Source organism: Tolypothrix bouteillei VB521301 (assembly GCF_000760695.4).
Classification (GTDB): Bacteria; Cyanobacteriota; Cyanobacteriia; order Cyanobacteriales; family Nostocaceae; genus Scytonema; species Scytonema bouteillei_A.
The window spans coordinates 5,589,698-5,611,276 of the sequence record NZ_JHEG04000001.1 but is presented as its reverse complement, the minus strand read 5'-3'; the positions used below and the strand labels follow the sequence as shown (position 1 = coordinate 5,611,276).

At 41.9% G+C, this 21,579-nt stretch carries 18 protein-coding genes; 12 read left to right on the top strand and 6 right to left on the bottom strand.

Annotated elements, in window-relative coordinates:
• Positions 1 to 168: 168 nt before the first annotated feature.
• From HC643_RS22630 to rfbD, 3 genes are all read right to left on the bottom strand, one after another.
• Positions 169 to 1,014 (bottom strand): glycosyltransferase, encoded by an 846-nt coding sequence (locus HC643_RS22630; protein WP_038071889.1) that lies wholly within the window; start codon positions 1,012 to 1,014, stop codon positions 169 to 171.
• The gene (locus HC643_RS22625; protein ID WP_038071891.1) at positions 1,011 to 2,087 is read right to left on the bottom strand and encodes a glucose-1-phosphate thymidylyltransferase; all 1,077 of its coding nucleotides are present in this window, start codon (positions 2,085 to 2,087) and stop codon (positions 1,011 to 1,013) included. Before HC643_RS22625 ends, HC643_RS22630 begins: the two co-directional genes overlap by 4 nt.
• 66 nt (positions 2,088 to 2,153) lie before the next feature.
• Positions 2,154 to 3,041 carry a dTDP-4-dehydrorhamnose reductase gene (gene rfbD, locus HC643_RS22620; RefSeq protein ID WP_038071892.1) on the bottom strand — a complete coding sequence of 296 codons (888 nt, stop codon included), beginning with the start codon at positions 3,039 to 3,041 and terminating at the stop codon, positions 2,154 to 2,156.
• 262 nt (positions 3,042 to 3,303) lie between these two features.
• Here rfbD and HC643_RS22615 point away from each other — a divergent pair, with 262 nt between their 5' ends.
• Both HC643_RS22615 and HC643_RS22610 read left to right on the top strand, forming a co-directional pair.
• Positions 3,304 to 4,491: a CAP domain-containing protein gene (locus HC643_RS22615; RefSeq protein WP_038071894.1), complete on the top strand. Its 1,188-nt coding sequence runs from the start codon at positions 3,304 to 3,306 to the stop codon at positions 4,489 to 4,491.
• Positions 4,492 to 4,685: 194 nt separating this feature from the next.
• Entirely contained in the window at positions 4,686 to 6,422 is a 1,737-nt protein-coding gene (locus HC643_RS22610) for a PPC domain-containing protein (RefSeq protein WP_050045276.1), read from the top strand.
• 60 nt (positions 6,423 to 6,482) lie between these two features.
• On the opposite strand, the gene rfbC is transcribed toward HC643_RS22610, so the two are convergent.
• Positions 6,483 to 7,028, bottom strand: coding sequence for a dTDP-4-dehydrorhamnose 3,5-epimerase (rfbC, locus tag HC643_RS22605; RefSeq protein ID WP_038071897.1), 546 nt, complete (start codon positions 7,026 to 7,028; stop codon positions 6,483 to 6,485).
• A gap of 162 nt (positions 7,029 to 7,190) precedes the next feature.
• Here rfbC and HC643_RS22600 point away from each other — a divergent pair, with 162 nt between their 5' ends.
• The 8 genes from HC643_RS22600 (at position 7,191) to HC643_RS22565 (ending at position 18,470) form a co-directional block, all read left to right on the top strand.
• Positions 7,191 to 8,738: an anthranilate synthase component I gene (locus tag HC643_RS22600; RefSeq protein WP_038071899.1), complete on the top strand. Its 1,548-nt coding sequence runs from the start codon at positions 7,191 to 7,193 to the stop codon at positions 8,736 to 8,738.
• A gap of 168 nt (positions 8,739 to 8,906) precedes the next feature.
• Entirely contained in the window at positions 8,907 to 9,185 is a 279-nt protein-coding gene (gene pipX, locus HC643_RS22595; RefSeq protein WP_038071902.1) for a transcriptional coactivator PipX, read from the top strand.
• A complete protein-coding gene (locus HC643_RS22590; protein ID WP_038071904.1) occupies positions 9,182 to 9,850 on the top strand; it encodes a YggS family pyridoxal phosphate-dependent enzyme in 669 nt (222 codons plus the stop codon). The genes pipX and HC643_RS22590 overlap by 4 nt, the downstream gene beginning before the upstream one ends.
• Before the next feature lie 386 nt (positions 9,851 to 10,236).
• Positions 10,237 to 10,827, top strand: a complete 591-nt coding sequence (locus tag HC643_RS22585; RefSeq protein WP_038071906.1) for a cell division protein SepF — start codon at positions 10,237 to 10,239, stop codon at positions 10,825 to 10,827.
• Between the two features lie 89 nt (positions 10,828 to 10,916).
• On the top strand, positions 10,917 to 11,732 hold the full coding sequence (gene proC, locus HC643_RS22580) for a pyrroline-5-carboxylate reductase (RefSeq protein ID WP_038071908.1): 816 nt from the start codon (positions 10,917 to 10,919) through the stop codon (positions 11,730 to 11,732).
• Positions 11,733 to 12,003: 271 nt separating this feature from the next.
• Positions 12,004 to 14,685: a DEAD/DEAH box helicase gene (locus tag HC643_RS22575; protein WP_050045277.1), complete on the top strand. Its 2,682-nt coding sequence runs from the start codon at positions 12,004 to 12,006 to the stop codon at positions 14,683 to 14,685.
• An 874-nt stretch (positions 14,686 to 15,559) separates the two neighbouring features.
• Positions 15,560 to 16,999: an RtcB family protein gene (locus HC643_RS22570; protein ID WP_038089453.1), complete on the top strand. Its 1,440-nt coding sequence runs from the start codon at positions 15,560 to 15,562 to the stop codon at positions 16,997 to 16,999.
• Positions 17,000 to 17,231: 232 nt separating this feature from the next.
• Complete coding sequence (locus HC643_RS22565; protein ID WP_038089456.1) at positions 17,232 to 18,470, top strand: glycosyltransferase; 1,239 nt, start codon at positions 17,232 to 17,234, stop codon at positions 18,468 to 18,470.
• 88 nt (positions 18,471 to 18,558) lie between these two features.
• On the opposite strand, the gene HC643_RS22560 is transcribed toward HC643_RS22565, so the two are convergent.
• Entirely contained in the window at positions 18,559 to 19,074 is a 516-nt protein-coding gene (locus tag HC643_RS22560; RefSeq protein WP_038089459.1) for a pentapeptide repeat-containing protein, read from the bottom strand.
• A gap of 16 nt (positions 19,075 to 19,090) precedes the next feature.
• Here HC643_RS22560 and HC643_RS22555 point away from each other — a divergent pair, with 16 nt between their 5' ends.
• Positions 19,091 to 19,609 (top strand): YraN family protein, encoded by a 519-nt coding sequence (locus HC643_RS22555; RefSeq protein WP_038089462.1) that lies wholly within the window; start codon positions 19,091 to 19,093, stop codon positions 19,607 to 19,609.
• 104 nt (positions 19,610 to 19,713) lie between these two features.
• On the opposite strand, the gene HC643_RS22550 is transcribed toward HC643_RS22555, so the two are convergent.
• Positions 19,714 to 20,103, bottom strand: a complete 390-nt coding sequence (locus HC643_RS22550) for a hypothetical protein (RefSeq protein WP_038089465.1) — start codon at positions 20,101 to 20,103, stop codon at positions 19,714 to 19,716.
• A gap of 186 nt (positions 20,104 to 20,289) precedes the next feature.
• On the opposite strand from HC643_RS22550, the gene queA reads away from it, so the two are divergent.
• Complete coding sequence (gene queA, locus HC643_RS22545) at positions 20,290 to 21,480, top strand: tRNA preQ1(34) S-adenosylmethionine ribosyltransferase-isomerase QueA (RefSeq protein WP_038089468.1); 1,191 nt, start codon at positions 20,290 to 20,292, stop codon at positions 21,478 to 21,480.
• Positions 21,481 to 21,579: the final 99 nt, after the last annotated feature.

Sequence of the window (21,579 nt, the reverse complement as noted above, 5' to 3'; positions counted from 1 at the left end):
ACACTGCGTTTTTGTTTTTAAAATACATGTAGTATCTTGTGGAATATCGCTATTATAAATTGGTAAGCATTGGCATTGTACCCTACTTAAGATTTTCCCGGTCGTATAACAATTTACTGTGTCAATCCCCGACTTCTTGAAGAAGCCGGAGATTTAAAGGGAGCTAATTTAAGAAAGCGATCGCCTCAAATACATCAAAACTCCAGAAAACTTACCAAATGCGACTTGAGGCTTAACAAACATCAAAACTATAGTATAGGCAAGCAAACGGATTAATCGAAGCAATAAAATAAAATTATTTGTATATTTCTCTAAAGTTATTAAATAACTATAAGTACTGTGTTTTATTTTTCTAAAAATGTATTTATTAGTAATTGAAGAGGGTTGATGAACCACGCCAAATCGCTTGGTTACTGCAACCGTATGTCCTTGAAGCCCATATCTTTTGCATAAATCAAAATCTTCATAGTAGAGAAAGTAAGTAGGATCAAATTGAGGAAAATTATCAAATTTACGGAGATTCACAATTAAGCTGCAACCCGATACCCAATCACACGTCACGTACTCTGTCTCTGTGTTTGTTAATAAGTCTTGAGTGCTAATAGTTCCGGTTGCGGGAGTAAAGCATCCGCCTGCAAACCAAATTTCTCCCGTAGGGGTATGAATAATTGTACCCAAAATTGATACTTCGGGATTGGACTCAAAGAATAAATTAACTTTCTCTAAAGGGTTATCTGATAAATAAGCATCTGGATTGATAATCCAGACAATTCCTTGAGAGTCTTGCTCGTAAATCCATTTTAAGCCCATATTACAAGCACGACCAAAACCTAGATTATGAGTAGCATCAAAAATCAGTACAGATTCATTTTTGAGATCGTAAATAGAATTATCATCAGGGGAATTGTTAATAATTATAATTTTGCATTCAAAATGGTTCTTATCTGGTAAAGAACTGATTAACTTGGTAACGAGAGGAGTGGAAAAATAGTTAATTGTTAAAAAGTAAATCACGTTAATTCTATTTGACTATCATCACCAATAAGAAATCGCAAAGCTTTTGGACGACGCGGTGTAGCAGTCAACAGTGCTCGTTGTCCGATCGCGCTATCTACAATACGTTGATGAATTCCTACTATTTTAGCGCCTTCCAACAACACACTGTGTTCCACATCTGTCTCAATGAGAGTACAATCATTGGCAATGCTACTGTAGGGACCAATAAAACAGTTTTCTATATAACAATTGTTACCAATGATAACGGGTCCCCGAATTGTACAGTTGATGATTTTAGATCCACTCCCAATTTTTACCCGCCCAATAACTTGGCTTTGGGTATCAATGTCTCCGGAAAGAGAAGTCTTTAAGTAAGTATCAAGAATCAGCCGATTAGCTTCTAGCAAATCATCCTTTTTCCCCGTATCCAACCACCAACCTTCCAATTGACAAGCTACCACGTGTTTTTGATTGTCAATTAGGGATTGAATAGCATCGGTAATTTCTAATTCGCCTCTTGCAGAAGGTTTGATATTAGCGATCGCATCATGAATCACGTGAGAAAAGAAATAGACACCAACCAATGCAAGATTGGAAGGAGGGTCTTTTGGTTTTTCAATCAGCTGTACCACCCGACCTGTTTCATCAACCTTAGCCACTCCAAACGCACTGGGATTAGCAACCTGGCGTAAAAGAATCAAAGCATCTTGGTGATTTTGACTAAAAACTTCAAGAAAATGGCTTAAATCACCTTGTTGAATTAGATTATCTCCCAAATACATAAGAAATGGAGAATCCCCGAGAAAGGGACGAGCAACTTGAACAGCGTGAGCAAGCCCTGCAGGTCGATCCTGTAAGATGTAGGTGATATTAGCTCCGAAAAGTTCCCCATTCCCGGTTTTGGCTCTAACTTCTCCTCCCGTTTCCGGGCTAATAATGATGCCAATATCAGTCACCCCAGCACTGACCATTTCTTCTATGCCATACCATAGTATTGGTTTATTGGCAACTGGTACTAGTTGTTTTGCTCCCGTATAAGTGAGAGGACGTAGACGCGTACCTTTACCGCCTGAGAGAATCAATGCTTTCATAGTCATTTGCGATTGGGGATTGAGGATTAGAAATTGGAGATGGGTTATGACTCTGATTGAGCATAACTAAACACTCACAACTAACCACTCTTTAATCATTTGCCTGAGACTTTGCCGCCATTGAGGTGGATAAGTGCCCAAAACTTTGGTTATTTTGGCACAAGACAGCACAGAATAGCTAGGGCGACGGGCTAATGTTGGATATTCTGATGTCGAAATTGGGACAACACGTTGCACTTTCAAGGGAAACCCCAGCTGTTGTGCTTCTTCAAAAATTGTGACAGCAAAGTCGTACCAGCTAGCAACACCACTGTTAGTGTAATGATAAATTCCGGTCATTTCCGGACGAAGTTGGGGAAGAATTTGGGCGATCGCATCTGCAATATCTCTCGCCCAAGTCGGGCTACCAATTTGGTCAGATACAACGCGAAGTTCTTCTCTTTCTCCTCCAAGTCTCAGCATGGTTTTGACAAAGTTACTTTTGCCGAAACTTCCATATACCCAAGCCGTGCGAAGAATGAAGTAATTGGTACAAAATTTTTGAATAGCTTCTTCTCCTCTTAGCTTGGTTTTGCCATACACGCTTAAAGGATTGATGGTGTCAGTCTCCAAGTAAGGACGACTATTATTACCATCAAAAACATAATCAGTAGAGATATGGATCAGAGAAGCACCGAATCGTTCGGCTTCTTCAGCTAAAATTCCTGGTGCTATGCCATTGACAGCCATTGCTGCTTCCACTTCACTTTCAGCTTTGTCAACAGCGGTATACGCAGCAGCGTTGATAATAATTTGAGGTTTGTTTTCTCTAATGATACTGCGTAGAGTATCTGGTTTGGTCATGTCTATGGTTGGACGTGCCACTGCGACGGTATTTCTGTAGGGGGTCAGGATTCTTTGCAGTTCTGTACCCACTTGACCGTTGCTACCAATCAGCAGAATGGATTGACTCATTTTTCCCTTAGCCTAGCAACAGTGAATATAGATTATCACCGATCTCCTGCATAAATCCGGAAAATTCCTCAGTAAATTTATGTATTTTAGCTTACAAGCATTTTGGTCTTTATTTTGATACCATAAGTCCTTGTGTTCCCATTTAACATTTCTTCTCAAACTCTAAACTTTGAAACTTCTCTATTTTCAAGGTTTAAAGTCTTATGGCATAGGGAATACCAAGGTAAGACCAACCCATTAAGTATCTCTTTGAACTCTACCTATGTCCGTAAATTCATTTGATGTAAATTTTTATCGAAGTGCCAATCCAGACCTCAAAAACTTGACAGATGCACAGGCGCTGTCGCATTTTCAAAACTTTGGTCTAGCTGAAAATCGTCTCTTCTCTCCGTTAGTTGACTTGTCCTTCTACCGTGCTAGCAATCAAGATTTAGCAAATTTCAGTAACCAACAAGCTTACGACCATTTATCCAATTACGGTATTTCCGAAGGACGGCGGTTTTCACCCTTTGTCGATCTCAACTTCTACCGTCAGAACAACGGTGACCTTACAGGCTTAAGCAACGAGCAACTTTTTGACCATTTACGAATTGCTGGTTTAACCGAAGGTCGCCAAGCATCGTCCTTTGTTGATATCAGCATGAGTCGCGACTATGCTGGTAATGCGTTAAATCTGGCTCGTAACGTTGTTTTAAATTCCCAGACAGTTGTCTATAGGGAATCTATTGGTGACGGAGATCGAGATGATTTCTATCGTATAGAGCTGAATACTCAAAATAACAGCTTTCAGTTGAGACTCAATGGTTTGAGTGCTGATGCAAACGTACAACTACTGACTGGTAACGGACAAATTATTTCAGCATCTACTAGCGCTGGTTCTGTAAATGAAGCATTAAGTGTAAGCGATTTACAAGCTGGTACTTATTACATTCGAGTTTATCAAGGTGTTAGCGGTGCAAATACTAACTATAATTTGGGCTTATCTGTTGCACCTACATCATCACCTGTAGCCACTTCAGCCCCACAACCTTTAAGTCCAAGTAACAATTCTTTCATACAGAGTATTTTAGACTTGACAAACGCAGAACGCTTGAAAGCAGGCTTGCAACCCCTACAGTTGAGTGACAAGTTAAATAATTCAGCCCAGACACACGTTCAAAATATGGCAAATAAAGACTTTTTCAATCATACCGACCCTAATGGTTCGTCTGTAGGCGATCGCGCCAAAGCATCGGGTTTTCAATATTCTGCTATTGGTGAAAATATTGCCGCAGGTCACTCAACTGCTCAAGAGGTTTTTCAAGCATGGATGAACAGTGCAGGACATCGTGCCAATATATTAAATCCAGTATTTCAATTCCTTGGAGTTGGATACTATTACCTTGCCAATGACACGGGCAGTGTTAATTACAACCACTATTGGGTTCAAGATTTAGGCACTCTTGGTTGACGGAAAAAACTTTTCTTACCGTTTGGTAAGAAAAAACTGGGGCATCTACTACTCTGGCGTTCTTTTAGGATATGCCTCATCAATATTTTGTGAAAAAAGTTTTGAATTTCCGTATTTTTATGGATAAGAACCAATAGGACATGGGGAACACTAGAAATATCAAAAGTGTTCTAAAAAGTTTTTAAACTTTAACTATGTCCGTAAATTTATTTAATGCTAGTTTCTATCGCTCTGTTAATTCTGACTTAGCGAACCTCAATGATGCTCAATTACAGTCCCACTTTCAAATAGCAGGTTTAGATGAAGGTCGTCGCTTTTCTCCAATTGTAGATCTGAACTTTTATCGTTCAAGTAATAATGACCTAAGAAACTTTAGTAACCGTCAAGCTTACGAGCATTTGCAAAACTATGGTGTAAGCGAAGGGCGAAAATTTTCACCCTTTGTTGACCTCAACTTTTATCGCAATTATAACGGCGATTTAGCTAGCTTCAACAACGAGCAACTCTTTAACCATCTAAACTTTACTGGTGTAAGCGAAGGGCGAAAATTTTCACCCTTTGTTGACCTCAACTTTTACCGCAATTATAACGGCGATTTAGCTAGCTTCAACAACGAGCAACTCTTTAACCATCTTCAAATTGCTGGCATTGTTGAAGGGCGTCGATTTTCACCGGTTGTTGACCTCAATTTTTACCGTAATGTCAATCCTGACTTAGCCAGTATGACCAACGAGCGGGCTCTACAGCACTTGGTTCTTACAGGTGTTGAGGAAGGAAGGTACTTTTCTCCATTTGTTGACATCAATCGCTATCGGGCTGCCAACCCCGATTTATTCGCTGCAGGTTTTAATAACAAGCAACTGTTCGAGCACTTAGTTAGCTATGGAATTGCTGAAGGGCGAAGATTTTCAGTTTCTTATAATAGGAATTATTATTACAGTAATAATGCTGACTTAAGAGCAGCAGGTTTATCTAACACTCAGCTGTTTGAACACTTTCAGAGATATGGTTTGCAGGAAGGACGCGCTTCCTCTGAATCCTTTAATGTCAGTTACTACCTAGCCAATAATTCTGATTTAAAAGCATTAAACTTCAGCAACGAGCAGGCGCAACAGCACTTTGAGATTTATGGATTTTTGGAAAATCGTCTAGCAGCCCTACCTGGCTCTTTCTCTCCATCTCCTAATCGAGATGACAATGCTTTGAACAGTGCTTTTAACATTGGTTTTCTTAATGGAAGCCGCAATTTAAACAACCAGCTTATTGATTCAAGCGATCGCAATGACTATTATCGCTTGACCCTAACTCAAACGAGTTACTTTAACTTATCCTTAACCGAGTTAAGCGATTACGCTGATATTGAAATTATTTTTGATGCTAATGGTAACGGAGTTTATGATTCCAACGAACTGTTGTACGACGGTTATGGTAGCAGTAACCAACAGGGTTCAATTAGCGCAACATTAGGAGCGGGAACTTACTTCATTCGGATCTTTTCTGAAGACTCAAACACTAACACCCACTATACACTGGGAATATCAGCAACAGCTGCTCCACGTACAACACCAAAAGATCCGGGCAACACTTTTGGTACAGCCGTTGATTTTGGTACGTTAAATACACAGCGTAGTTTTACAGATTTTGTAGGTAGTAGCGATCGCAACGATTACTACCGCTTTAGTTTAGACCAAACTAGCAACTTTAATCTATCGTTAGGTAGTTTAAGTAGCTATGCAGACGTAGAGTTAATTTTTGATAGTAACGGCAATGGTATATACGATGCCAATGAAAAGTGGTATCAATCTGATGGCAATCCTTGGAGAAATGGTACAATTAGCTCGACATTAGGAGCTGGTACTTACTTTATTCGTGTCTATACTGCCGATCTCATAGATAATACTAATTACACTCTTGAAATAGTTAATAGCTAATAGCTAACTGCTAATTGACGATCGGTCTTCCATTAGCCATTAGCCATCAGCCATTAGCTCTTACAAAAAAATATCAGCTGTTTTGAAAGATTGACCGGCAGCATCTTTGGGAGATAGGATAGGCGGGTTTGTTAAATTCCAATCTATTGCTAAATTGGAATCGTTCCAAACAATACACCGATCGTATTTGGGTGCATAATAATCTGTAGTTTTGTATAGAACTTCGGCTGTTTCTGAACGGACAACAAAACCGTGGGCAAAACCGGGGGGTATCCATAATTGTCGTTTATTCACATCACTGAGTTCGCAGCCAACCCATTTGCCGAAAGTGGGAGAACTTTTTCTAATGTCTACAGCTACATCAAAGATAGTGCCAGCGATCGCACGAATAAGCTTTCCCTGTGGTTGTTGAATTTGGTAATGCAATCCCCGCAAGACATTATGTTTTGAGGCTGAGTGATTGTCTTGTACAAAATTGACAAAAATACCTGTTTGCTCTGTAAAAATTTGATAATTGAAAGCTTCAAAGAAAAAGCCTCGTTCGTCTTGAAAGACTTTTGGTTCGATAATTAGAACTTCAGGGATTTCCGTAGTGATAATATTCATTGACCCAATCTGGCAATTTAAAATTAAACGATATAGATAAGAATTGAAGGTGGTTAATATTTAACAGCATAGTGCAATATGGGTTTAGAAAAATATTTTGGCAAAAATAGCCAATTGCCATATATACTTAACTGCATTCGTGGCTCGTTCTGATAAAAGATGATGACAAAGCCTTGGTATTGGCGATCGCTTCCCTTAGAAAATCGTACAGGTTCTGATATTTTCATTGCTTTATTTCGCCATACCTCCCAATATAAAATTGCCACTTTACTGGAAAGCCCTTACCCAACACCAACAGATTGTCCCCACCTGGCTCAATATTCTATTTGTGCTGGCGCACCTCGGGTTGTTGATGGAGTTCCACGAATGTGGACACCACCACTTGGAGAAGTTTTACCATTTTTAGACAAGTTGCTACGGGAACAACGGGAAATGTCACCCCTACCCCCCCCTCCTCCTCTTCCCTTCACAGGCGGTTGGCTGGGTTGGTTGGGCTATGATGTGGCATGGGAAATTGAACAGCTACCTTTCAACAAACCCGACCTCTTACCATTTCCAGTAGCTTTTTGGTACGAACCAGAGTGCTTCGCTGTCCTAAACCACAAAGAGCAAATTTTATGGCTAGCCGCTAGTAGTCCTGTTGGACTCGATGAGCTTGAGAAGAAATTAGAAGCAGCAGACGACAAGGGAATACGATCCACCTCAGCCCCGAGTCATCAGAACGCACCTCCCCACCTCTCCACGCCCTTCTTCCACGTATCTCAACAACAATACGAGGCAGCAGTTAACCGTGCAAAAAAATACATTCAAGCTGGAGATATCTTTCAGGCAAATCTGTCGCTGCGTTTTGAAATACAAACAACAGCTTGTGGTTGGGACGTATATCGGGTTCTGCAACAGATCAATCCTTCTCCGTTTGCAAGCTACTGGCAAACTCCTTGGGGGGAAGTCGTAAGTTGTTCCCCAGAAAGGTTAGTACAACTACAAAAATATGGAGATACAAAATGTTATGCATCTACAAGACCTATTGCCGGGACGCGATCGCGTGGAATGACACCTAGCGAAGATCGACAGTTGGCGCAAGAACTACTGAACAATACCAAAGAACGCGCCGAACACGTTATGCTTGTGGACTTAGAACGCAATGATTTAGGGCGAGTCTGTGAATGGGGAACTGTGACTGTTGATGAATTATTGACAATTGAGCGTTACAGCCACGTCATGCATCTTGTCAGCAATATCAAAGGAGCTCTAAAATCTGAATGTAATGCCCTTGACTTAATTCGTGCCATGTTTCCTGGCGGCACAATTACAGGTTGCCCTAAAGTGAGGTGCATGGAAATTATTGAAGAACTCGAACCAACACGGCGCAGCTTGTTCTACGGTTCATGCGGCTATTTAGATTGGCGGGGTAATTTGGACTTAAATATTCTTATCCGTACTCTTCTATTAGCTCCTTGTACTGTAAAAGACAAGGGTAACAAGGGAGACAAGGCAGAAGAATTAATAATCAATGCCCATGCCTCAATCCCCAAGCCAAAATCCTCAATAAATACTGTCTGGGGACAAGTAGGAGCTGGAATTGTAGCAGACAGCGATCCTGAGAGAGAATGGTATGAATCGCTGTATAAAGCACAAGCACAACTTCAAGCTCTAGCAGCAGTCTTAAATCAAAAGCCTTTCAGTGGTGAGACTAGAAACTGTAATTGAAGCTATTAGTTAATGACTTCTCTTGGAATAGCTCTTGACTAATAGCTCGTGACAAAATCTAATGGTTTTACACTACTTTGGCACTTTTCAGCAAAAATTCAGCGACACATCCATCACTGTCAGAGTTTTTGCACCTTTATTGATACATTCATCATCAAACAGTATTAAATGTACTCAGAAAACTCGGAAACTTACATAAATCATCCAACTTGGGGTTTGCTTTATAGGATTTGTATGGTGGACGAGAACCAGGAGTTGTTCACTACGCTTTACGCACAGCGCTTGTTCTTTTTAGTAACAACTGATGCAAAGGGTCTCAAATTCCAGTCAATTGGACGTACAGAAGCAAGAATGTTATTAGAAACCCGTTTACGGAATTTACGACGTAGCGGACAATCACAAGAGTACGATCAGCTTCACAGTGTTTTCCAACGCACCTTCCAATGAGTAGTTCGCCCAAGGAACGTATTATTGCCATTCAGTCCTCTCTCCCAAGTTCAGTTCGGTTAATTGCTGTTACCAAGCAAGTCACCTCTGAAATGATGCGCTATGCCTATGCTGCCGGGATTCGCGATTTTGGAGAGAGTCGCATCCAAGAGGCAGCAACCAAACAACGTGAGTTGCAAGATTTACCAGATATTACCTGGCACTTTATTGGTCACTTGCAAAGCAACAAAGCAAAACTTGCCATAGAACACTTTGAGTGGATACATTCTGTGGATAGTTTGAAACTGGCTCAACGCTTAAACCAATTAGCACAGCAATTGGGACGAAGCCCTTTTGTTTGCCTGCAAGTGAAAATCAAGAGCGATCCTAACAAGTCAGGTTGGACTGTACCACAGTTACTAGAAGATTTATCACAACTTAATGAGTGTAAAAATCTACAAATTAATGGTTTGATGACAATTCCACCACTGGGATTAAATGATTCCGAGATACTGGATGTGTTTTATCGCACTCGAGACCTAGCTAGAGAAATTCAAGACAAAAATTTATCTAACATAAAAATGCACCAACTGAGCATGGGTATGTCAGGCGATTACCAACTGGCAATACAAGCAGGTACAACGATGGTCAGATTGGGAACCATTTTATTTGGTGAAAGACCTTAAACGGATAAAGGATGAAGGATAAAAGCTTTATTCTCAATTTGTTACATACTTACGAGTGCCTGAGTGCCTTTGCTAGCTACACTTCATCCTTCATCCTTTTATTTGAGTCAACGCTTATAAAGATTAAAAAAAATAAAAGATTAAAAAAAGGATGTCATAAACTTCCCCTAGCGTTCTAGTTAAGTTATAATCTGGACTCATTATTGTGTGCAAGACAATATAAGGGACAGACCAGGGGGCATTTTCTGTTCATAAAACAAAACGTAATAGATGCTACAAACAGCGCTAAAATTTGCTGGGTTATATCTGACCATTGTAGCAGTGAGAGTTGACTGAGTTATTTTAGTCACTACAGTCAATAGTGATTGGCACTAGGAGCGCAAACCATGAACAATATATTTTCTAAGCTGAGAGACTTCGTTGGTCTAAATGAGCCAGTAGAGTATTACTATGAAGAAGAACCCGATACAGAAAGCTACCAAAATCTGTATCAGGAACAAAATGCGTCTCAACAAACACCACAAGAACCTACACCAGCTAATCGACGTTGGCGCGAACCTGTGCCTACAATAGGAAATGATATAGCAGCAGGTTCTAAGCCGATGAGTAATGTTATTGGTATGCCAGGAGCAATGAATGGAATTTCAGAAGTATTGGTGCTAGAGCCACGCACCTTTGAAGAAATGCCCCAGGCAATTCAAGCATTGCGAGAGCGTAAGTCAGTTGTGTTAAATTTAACAATCATGGACCCAGATCAAGCACAACGGGCAGTAGACTTTGTTGCAGGTGGAACTTACGCGTTAGATGGACATCAAGAACGCATCGGCGAGAGCATATTCTTGTTTACACCAAGCTGCGTACAAGTGAGCACTCAGACGGGTGTTCTGCACGAAGTACCTCAACCACCTGCGCGTCCGCGCCCTACAACAACCCCAAATCAAACTTGGGGAAATGACGCCAACCGCGTAGCACAGTAGATATATGAGCGATAGGTCCTTTGTCTTTGTTATTTGTCCTTATTATAACGATAAATGACAATCGGCAGTTGACTTTTGGCAAATCATAAATGACAACTAAATTTGGCTTAATAGGCGGCGGGGTAATGGGAGAAGCGCTGTTATCCCGTCTTATTGCTCGTAAAATATACCAGCCATCAGAAGTTATAGTTAGCGAACCGCAGCCCTCCCGGCAAGTTTTCTTACAGGAGGAGTACGGCGTGACTTTAACACCAGATAATCGTTTGGTGTTTACACAAGCAACAGAAGTCCTATTTCTGGCAGTTAAGCCCCAGGTATTTAGCGCGATCGCTCAAGAATTAGCAGATGTCATACCCACAGGTTCAAAACCTTTAGTCATTTCCATATTGGCAGGTGTGACTCTCGGTCAATTAGAAGCAGCTTTTCCTCACATACCCGTCATTCGGGCAATGCCAAACACCCCTGCGACTGTAGGGGCGGGAATGACGGCAATATGTATGGGGGCATATACCAAGGCACATCACCAAGAAATAGCAAAGAAACTTTTTTCGGCAGTAGGAGAAGTCGTAGAAGTTTCAGAAAGCTTGATGGATGCAGTCACAGGGCTATCGGGTTCGGGTCCGGCTTACGTAGCGCTCATGGTAGAAGCACTTGCGGATGGTGGAGTCTTCTCAGGTTTACCAAGAGCAATAGCCAACCAACTTGCCCTACAAACCGTACTGGGAACAGCAAAGCTTCTCCATGAAACAAAAATTCATCCAGCAGAACTTAAAGATCGCGTTACCAGTCCTGGTGGTACGACAATTGCTGGCATTGCTCAACTAGAGCAAGCTTCTTTTCGTTCGGCTTTAATTCAAGCAGTTAAAGCCGCTACAGCACGCTCTCAGGAATTGGGTCGTGGCTAATGGTTAATGGTTAATGGCTAATGGCTAATGGCTGATGGCTAATGGCTAATGGCTAATGGCTAATGGCTGATGGCTGATGGCTGATGGCTAATGGCTGATGGCTAATGGCTGATGGCTGATGGCTAACGGCTAACGGCTAATGGCTAATGGCTGATAGCTGATGGCTGATGTTGAATTAGCAATTAGCAATTAGCAATTAGCAATTAACAATCGCCTAAGTTGACAAAAGACTGGTTAATATAGTAGATGATATGGTTGCAATTAAGATTGAGTGAACTATCCTGCGCTGTCTCCTGAAGTTGACCCAAGTTCGATCTTCCCTTTTGAACTGGATCGGTTCCAAAAGGAAGCGATCGCGTCTCTGAACGCCGGACGCTCTGTTGTTGTGTGTGCGCCCACGGGTTCAGGTAAAACGTTAATAGGGGAATATGCTATTTATCGCGCCCTGTCGCGAGGAAAGCGAGTTTTCTACACGACTCCTCTCAAGGCACTCTCAAATCAGAAACTGCGAGACTTTCGCGAAAAATTCGGTTTTGATAATGTCGGTCTCTTGACTGGAGACGCCTCGATCAACCGAGATGCATCGATATTGGTTATGACCACAGAGATTTTTCGCAATATGCTCTATGGTACGCCTATCGGACAAGTTGGGATTTCTTTGGCAGATGTTGAGGGGGTGGTGCTTGACGAGTGCCATTACATGAACGATCGCCAACGGGGAACAGTTTGGGAAGAATCCATCATATATTGTCCCCGGACTGTTCAACTTGTAGCCCTGTCAGCAACGGTTGCTAATAGTGATGAACTGACCGACTGGTTAAATCAAGTTCACGGTCCCACAGACTTGATTTACTCAGATTTTCGACCTGTCCCTTTAGAATTTCACTTTGGGACAACAAAAGGGTTATTTCCCCTATTAAATGACGACAAAACCAAAATTAACTCCCGCCTTATTAAGAAGAAGAAAAAGGGAGACAAAGAAAAAGGTAAAAACGTAAGAGCTGAAGCACCTGAAATTACTCACGTTCTGACCGCACTCCAAGAACGGGATATGTTACCAGCTATTTACTTTATCTTTAGTCGCCGGGGTTGTGATAAAGCCGTGGGAGAAGTCGGCGACCTCTGGCTTGTTAATAGAGAAGAAGCGCAGCAGTTACGCAGGCAAATTGACGAATTTTTAACACGAAATCCAGATGCAGGTCGCTCCGGACACGTTGGACCTTTATACCGGGGGATTGCGGCGCACCATGCGGGAGTATTACCTGCTTGGAAAGTACTGGTAGAAGAACTTTTTCAGCAAGGGCTGATTAAAGTTGTATTTGCTACCGAAACTTTGGCAGCTGGGATCAATATGCCAGCCAGAACAACAGTCATTTCTACCCTTTCCAAACGTACCGATACAGGACACCGCTTGTTGAATGCTTCTGAGTTTTTGCAAATGGCAGGAAGAGCAGGTCGTCGGGGGATGGATGAACGGGGTCATGTGGTGACGCTGCAAACTCCTTTTGAAGGAGCAAAGGAAGCAGCTTATTTAGCGACATCTAAACCAGATCCCTTGGTCAGCCAGTTTACACCGAGTTACGGCATGGTGCTAAACCTACTGCAAACTCATACGGTTGAACAATCAAGAGAACTGATAGAACGCAGTTTTGGTCAATATTTGGCAAACCTTCATCTCAAACCACAGTATGAGTACATAGAATATTTAGAAACGCAATTAGGCGATCTTCAAGCGCAGATTGAAGCAGTTGATGAAGGGGAACTCGCTGTATATGAAAAATTGCGACAACGCTTGCGGGTAGAACGTCAGTTATTGAAAACGCTGCAAGAACAAGCTCAAGAAACCCGACAAGAAGAATTGGCAATGATGTTGGGGTTTGCCGTATCGGGAACGCTTTTGAGTCTTAAGAGTAAAAACTTTACAATGCCCGCGCCAATTCCAGCCGTTTTGGTGGGGAAAACACCAGGTCCTTCTCAAACGAGTTATTTAGTTTGTTTGGGGCGAGATAATCGGTGGTATGTCGTAACACCCTCGGATGTGTTGGATTTGTATGCAGAATTACCCAGAATAGAAGTGCCTGCGGATTTACTCCCACCACCAGAGATACCTTTGAAACGGGGACAAACACTTGCAGGTAATTGGGAAACAGCCGCAATAGCCCAACAGATTCCCGACCCCAGTGGAACTGAATATATGGCTCCAGAAGTTGCAGAACAGTTAAGCCGCCTTGTTGCAGTACAGCAGCAATTAGAGGCTCATCCCTTGCATCAGTCTGGTAATGTGAGCAATCTTTCCAAACGAAAAGTACGTGTTGCTGAATTAAAAGAAGAAATTCAGGAGTTGCGATCGCAAGTTGAGCAAGAATCCCAGCGTCATTGGGAGGAATTTCTAAATTTAATTGCAATTCTACAGCACTTTGAATGTCTGGTTGATTTGGTTCCTACAGAATTGGGACAGAGTGCTGCAGCCCTTCGAGGAGAAAATGAATTATGGTTGGGCTTGGTACTTGCTAGTAAGGAACTAGATAATTTAGATCCGCAACATTTAGCAGCGACAGTAGCAGCATTGGTGACCGAAACACCACGTCCTGACAGCAAAGTTAACTTTGAGATCTCCTCCAGCGTGGATGAGGCTTGGACGAGACTGCAAAAAATTCGTCGTTCCGTACTTAAAGTTCAATACCGCCATGGTGTAGCATTACCCGTAGGTTTGGAGACTAAATATATCAATTTGGTTTCTTTAGTAGAACAATGGGCATTGGGAATGGAGTGGGTAGAATTATGCGATAGTACAAGTTTAGATGAGGGCGATGTGGTAAGAATTTTACGCCGGACTTTAGATTTACTTTCACAAATTCCTCACGTACCCCATTTGTCAGATACCCTCCGCCGTAATGCCAATCGTGCAATGCAATTGATTGATAGATTTCCTGTTAATGAAGTTGTGGAATAGTATAGCAATCCCAAATCATTTTATGAGGGAACAGGCAACAGTGGAATGTTTTCAGCGGGAAATTCAACCCGCCTAAAACGTAACAAGGTTCAGATAAGGCTCGATCCCCCCTTTCGGTTGTAGGGTTGGGGGGATCTTCAAGGATTAGATATTGTTAACTGAACCGTATTAGCCTAAAACGAACGACTTCTTTAAGCAGTCGGGAATATGCGTCTTTTACTTGCTATGAATCAGAGAAGATTGCCATAACTTATTTGATTTAAATATACCTAGGGTGGGTAATATCCACCAAATAAGGCTTTAATAGGTATTATCCACCCAAATCACTGAAAATTTTTACGAATAATTTAGGGGGATACAAACTTTATGTTTAAAGAGGTTGCTCGTTACATCTCTACATTAAAAACATAAAAAGCAAAGGAAATTGGAAAATTAATAAGTGTGTAATTATACGATTTGGAATATTTATAAAAGTTATACTAAATATTAGGTTCTACCTGGGAATTACTTAGAAGTGGCTCTGCCACTTCTTTTTTTGAATGACAATAAACTCTATTTGGCAATAGTTGAAAATACTCAAAATACATATTTTGTGGCAAAATAGGAATCACAAATACAAAGAGCTTGCTACTCGAAAATTTTTGTGTTATTAATGTAGCACAGACATAAGTAGGAATTCTCCTGTCGTCTTCCCACAATTTCTGGGAAAACGACTTCCACTATTTTGTTGAGACGCGGCTGCTGAACCTAAGTCTCCTAAACCTCTTCAAAAAACAAAGCCATTGAGTTCAGAGTGATAAGTTCTGAGTCTTATTTTCATGATTTATGAAATTTGACGTAACGCACTCTTCTCACTGCTGAATTTGGAGTTTTCATGCAGCCAAAGAATTTAAAACGACTTTTGCAAGCTCTAGCCAAGCAAGGGCTTGATGTCAGTTACAACAACAATACGTACTCTATTCGTTTATCCAATACTCCTGATGCACCTGTAGCAGAAGTATTGCTTCCAGAAGGTTTTCCCGTAGAAGCAAAGGCGCTCAAACAACTAGCAAACTTAGCCAGCGTGAGCCATCCTGCTGGTGGATGTGTTTGTCGTGCTTGTGCAACACCGGATTTTCATCCCGGTGACGCCGGGATTGCCATTGGTTCAGTTATTGAAACAATCGGTCAAGTCATTCCTAGTGCTGTCGGTTCAGATATAAACTGTGGAATGCGCTTGCACGTTGCCAACCTGACAATTGACCAGTTTCTGGCAAAGCGCAACCAGTTTGTAGAACGCATGAAAGGGGACTACTTTTTTGGAACCCGTGATGTAACCATGACTGCTCGTACTATGCGAGCATTGTTTCAGCATGGTGTTCTTGGTTGGGTTGATGCCATGTTTAAGGAGCCTACAGGGAGTTTTGCCAAATCCGATCTTAATGAACTGCTTGCAGAGGGCGATCGCATCTTCTTAAACGGTTCAATGGAGGGAGATTGGAAACTTGCTCCTGAAGAATTAGTCCCTGAAGAGGGGCTAGTACGCGATGGCGGGCTTGCAACTATTGGATCTGGGAACCACTTTGTTGAAATTCAAAGAGTAGAACGAGTAGAAAATAGAGCATTAGCCCATGCGTGGGGAATTAAAGAAGGACAAATTGCCTTCATGATTCACTCTGGTTCTCGGAATGTAGGGAAGTATATTGGTGGAATGTGGCGAGACAAAGCGAAAGACGCTTGGCAAAAAGGGTTGAAGTATCCAGACTCTCGTATTTTTCCTTTATCCGTCCATTCTCAGCCCCAACTTGTCACTCAGTATTTGCAAGCAGAGGCGACAGCAGCTAATTATGGTTTTGTTAACAGACTTTTGTTAGCAGAATTGCTGCGTTTGCGTTTGCGCGAAGTCTATGGTGACGCAGACGCGCCACTAGTGTACGATTTACCGCACAACATCACATTGAGAGAGGGTGCGGGATGGGTGACTCGCAAGGGTGCTTGTCCCGCCTACGAAGGACAACCCGTAATTATACCGGGCTCCATGGGTGCGCCATCATTTCTAGCCGTGGGGAAAGGCAATTCCGCTTTTTGCTCGTCTGCTTCCCACGGTGCGGGAAGAGTGCTTTCACGCTTTGACCTGAGCCGTAAAGGAGCATCTCACAGTGAAGAAGCTTTGGGATTAACGGGCGTAGACTGTATTACGTTGCGGGAAGAACGCCGCATTGAAGAAGCGCCAGCTGCTTATAAACCCATACAACCCTTGATTGATGTGCAAGTACAGGCGGATATGGTAAGTGTTGTAGCAAGGTTAACTCCGGTTTTGACCTTTAAGGCTTGATATCTACCGACTTTATTTTAAAAACCTCTTTGCTAGTAGAGAGGTTTTTATTGGTTTGCAGATAATATTTTAAATTTTCTCAAATCTTAGGAATTGACTTCTACGCTCTGGTGTGAGATCTGCAGTTCAAACATTTATTTAACGTCTACCCTATTCTTCTAAGATGAGAAAATGTTTGTCATTAACACAGTTGTCGATCGCTGAAGATTCAATTCCAATCAAGAGGTAAGCAATGCGAATTCTTTTTATCTCTATTCATTTTCCTGAAGATTTAAGCAAGAGTACTTTAGGTATCTATAAACGGATGTCAATGTTTATTGATGCTATTAAATTGCTCGGTCAACTTGATATGTTGTTTTTTGTACCGCCGGAAACTGACCTTTCTCCAGAAGCGATCGCGCAAACAGAAAGTGAGCTTTCCCAGCATTGGCAAACACCGCTTAATCTATTTTTATGCCCGAAGGAAGACGACAATTTTCTTCCTAAATGGAAGCAGCAGTGGGGTGGTATTTTTAGTTTTTTCCAACAGTCAGATTTCTTGGTAACGCCACAACAAATGCAAGCACTTGAACAATGCTTGAGTCGAAAGCCAGATGCTATTTTTGTGCATCGGCTTTCATCAATGAGTGCGCTTATGCAGGTGCAGCAAGATTTACCACCTATTTTTCTCGACTTAGATGATATTGAACACATTAGTTTTATACGCCAAATTCGACAGCCCCCAACTCGACTGGTTACACAACTCTATTATTTGCAAGTACCAGCGCGGTTACGTGGTGAGTTGCAAGCAATTCAGCTAGCACGTCGCACTTTTGTTTGCTCGGAACACGATCGCAATTACCTCACAGGACGTTGGGGAGTACCCGGTGTCGTCAGCATACCAAATGCGATCGCAATTCCCAATCCACAAATAATTACTTTAGAACCTACCTTAATGATGTTAGGAGGTTACAACTACTATCCCAATATCAACGCAGCCAACTTTTTAATTGAGAAAGTATGGGTTCACATTCATAAAGCTATGCCCAATGCCCGATTGATTGTTGCCGGACCTTATCCAGAAAATATTCACAGCTACAACAAAGGTGTACCTGGTGTTGAATTTGCTGGCTTTGTGGATAATTTGCCTGAACTTTATCAGCAAGCACGAGTTGTTTGTTGCCCTATCTTATCAGGAGGAGGAACACGGGTCAAAATGGTTGAAGCGGCTGCTTATGGCAAACCAATAGTTGCGACTCGTGTGGGTTCTGAGGGATTGGAATTCAAAGACGGACAAGAATTTTTGATGCGAGACAATCCCAAAGAGTTTGCCGAAGCTTGTTTGGAACTTTTGCAGAATTATGATTTGTGCGATCGCTTGGGGAGCGCTGCTCGTGCAACAGCTATGAAAAAGTACGATCGCGCCAACGTAGTTCGATTCATTCAGCAGCAAATTGAGTTTCAACTCCCCTCTTTGCGTCGCTCGTCATAGCTTAGTTTCTTTTGCTACCTTAGTAGAAGAAATTATAACTAAGCACGAGAGTGAGCTATTCTAACTCCAAGCCAGAATTTAGCTTGAACTACCGACAGAATAAAGTATCGCGAGTGTTGCGTCCTGTGGTTGGATTAGTGCCTTGCGCTACCTTACACAATTTCTCTTGCTCATCTTTACGTAGCAGTACATCAGTAAAATCTGCTCCGTCGATAATAGCACCATCAAATTTGGCATTGGCAGCAAAGGCTCCTTCTAAAACTGCGTTAGTCAAATTTGTTTTGCTCAAACGGGCTGAGTCTAAAGTCGCATTTGTGAGATCTGCACTCTCTAAATTTGCCGATTCGAGATTAGCAGCAAAAAAACTAACACCGTTTAAGTTGGTGTGACTCAAATTACTGTAACGGAGATTGGCATGAGAAAAGCTGGAATCTGTGAGGTCACGTCCAGAGAAATCTTGATTTACCAAGTTTTCTTTGTTGTAGTCAAGTGCTATTGCTTGTGGTGCAAATACCGCACAAGTTACAGGGGTTGTTATAAATACGACTGCCCAAAGCAGTATACAGACTATCCTTGCCCAAATCCGATTTCTTAACCTAGTCATCGTCAATTTTTTACTAATGGCAAACCATCCTCCATCTCATTATCCCCGTATAGGTATCGCAGGAGAAGACCTAGTTGTTAATTGGTTGGAATCTCAAGGCTGGACGATCTTGCATCGCCGATGGCGTTACTCTAGGGGAGAAATTGATATTATTGCCCAATTTAACGAAGAAGGACTAGATGCAGAAAATAGGAAAAAAGTTCTCCCCCCATCCCGCTCATCACCTCTTTTGGCATTTGTTGAAGTGAAAACACGCAGTCAACTGAATTGGGACGCAGGAGGAAGAATTGCTGTAACGCAAAGAAAACAAGCAAAACTTTGGCGTACTGCTCTTATGTTTTTGGCTAAATATCCTGAAAAAGCAAACTACTCTTGCCGATTTGATGTTGCTATTGTTGGTTATCAACAGACACCACAAGAGCCACTTACAGTGAAAAAGGCTCAAGAAAAGCAAAGGCTCTCTCTAGAGAGTAAGTATAAATTAACACTATATGAATACATTCCAGCAGCTTTTGATGTTTCGAGCAGTTGGTAGCAGGTAAAGGATAACAAACAAAAACTTTAAAATCATCAATTACCTGCTACGAGTGACTAACAACCAATCAAATAATCTGGCAGGATTGCGAACTAAAACAGCAATCATGCCAATGTTTCTGGGCAATAGCCCAAACCTCGGACAAACTGCTGTCGAAATGCCTCAATTTCCTCTTTCTCTGGATTTCCGTGAGAAACGATCGCTACTTGATAGCGGCGCATCACATCAACAGGGCATTGTCCTGCTTCCAAACTCCAAAGTGCCATTTGCACTCGCATTGGTGGCTCGTAACTAATGCCTAGTTCATTTAAGAAAGCTTGAAAATCACCATCAACTTGAGCTGAAATGCGACCCTTTAGTTTGATCCTAACCACCCAACCATCAATTTGATGAATTACGGTGACGAATGAAACGGGTATCTGGGGTCTGCCATGCAAGAATTGAACAACCCTCAGAGTTAAACTGGCATTGGCCAGGTAATACAAGTATTCCATCTTGGTGCTTGGGATCAAAGCTAACCCTACATATCTATTATTTGTAGATCGACCCCAATCCTTGCTAGGGTAGAAGCCCCCGTTTTTCCATGGGGAGGTTTACCCAATTTTGCTTGTGGAGTTTACTAGTATCCAGTAAACCGCAACCTGTGACTGCTAAAAATTTGATAAAGATGTGAACTATAAATGCAGGAACCATCAACTAGAAACAACTACGACGCTGCCTTTAACGCTAACAAGGAAGACACGGAATTAGATACTTGTTTGGCGGGGTACGACTATGAATTACCGCAAGAATTAATTGCCCAAAATCCTGTAGTGCCGAGAGATCGTTCTAGGTTGCTAGTGGTCGATCCAAAGACCGGATTGGAAGCGGCTCCCCAACATCATATTTTCTGCGATTTACCTGAGTTACTGCAATCCGGGGATTTACTCATAATGAATAATACGCGAGTCATTCCTGCGCGATTATACGGTTACAAACAAACGGGTGCAGAAATAGAGGTTTTACTTCTAGAAGAACGACAGCATAATTGCTGGTTAACTCTAGTTAAACCGGGAAAGCGTTTTAAACCTGGAACCAAGATAGTTTTTGAACCAAGAATAAAGAGCGGGGATAAGGGATGGGAAATTGGGAATAACAAAGATTTCTCCCAAGTTCCGCGCCAAATCGCAGCTACAGTTGTAGACAAAGACGAAACAACTGGAGGGCGGTTGTTGCAATTTGATTTGCCAGAAGGAACATCTCTAGTGCAATTATTAGACGTATTTGGTGAAGTTCCTCTACCACCCTACATTACAGCTTCTGAAGCTAAGAGCGAGCAGTACCAAACAGTATACGCACAACATCCGGGCGCTGTTGCAGCTCCTACAGCGGGTTTACATTTTACTCCAGAATTATTAGATCGCTTGCAACAGCGCGGTATCGAGCAAGCATTTGTGACACTGCATGTAGGAGTGGGGACATTTCGTCCTGTAGAAGTGGAAGATATAAAAACCCACAAAATGCATGAAGAATGGATTGAAGTCCCTTCCGCAACAGTAGAAAAAATCCGCATGACTCAAGCCTCTGGTGGTCGGATTATTGCTGTGGGTACAACAGTAGTACGCGCACTTGAAGGCGCAGCTTCTCAAGGAGAACTCAAACCATTTTGTGGTAAGACGGATATGTTTATCTATCCCGGCTATCAATGGCGCGTTGTTGAAGGTTTGATTACTAACTTTCATTTACCGCGTTCTAGTTTGTTAATGTTAGTGAGTGCTTTAATTGGTCGGCAAAAATTGTTAAGTGTTTATCAAGAGGCGATCGCTTCTGGTTACCGCTTTTATTCTTTCGGGGATGCCATGTTGATTTTGCCACAGATGGTGAGTGGTTAGTTGTTGGTTGTTAGTTGTTACTGGTAAAACTACTAACCACTAACAACTAACAAGTTAATTTTAAATTTTGTTCTGGGTAACCTGACTTATAAGCCTATA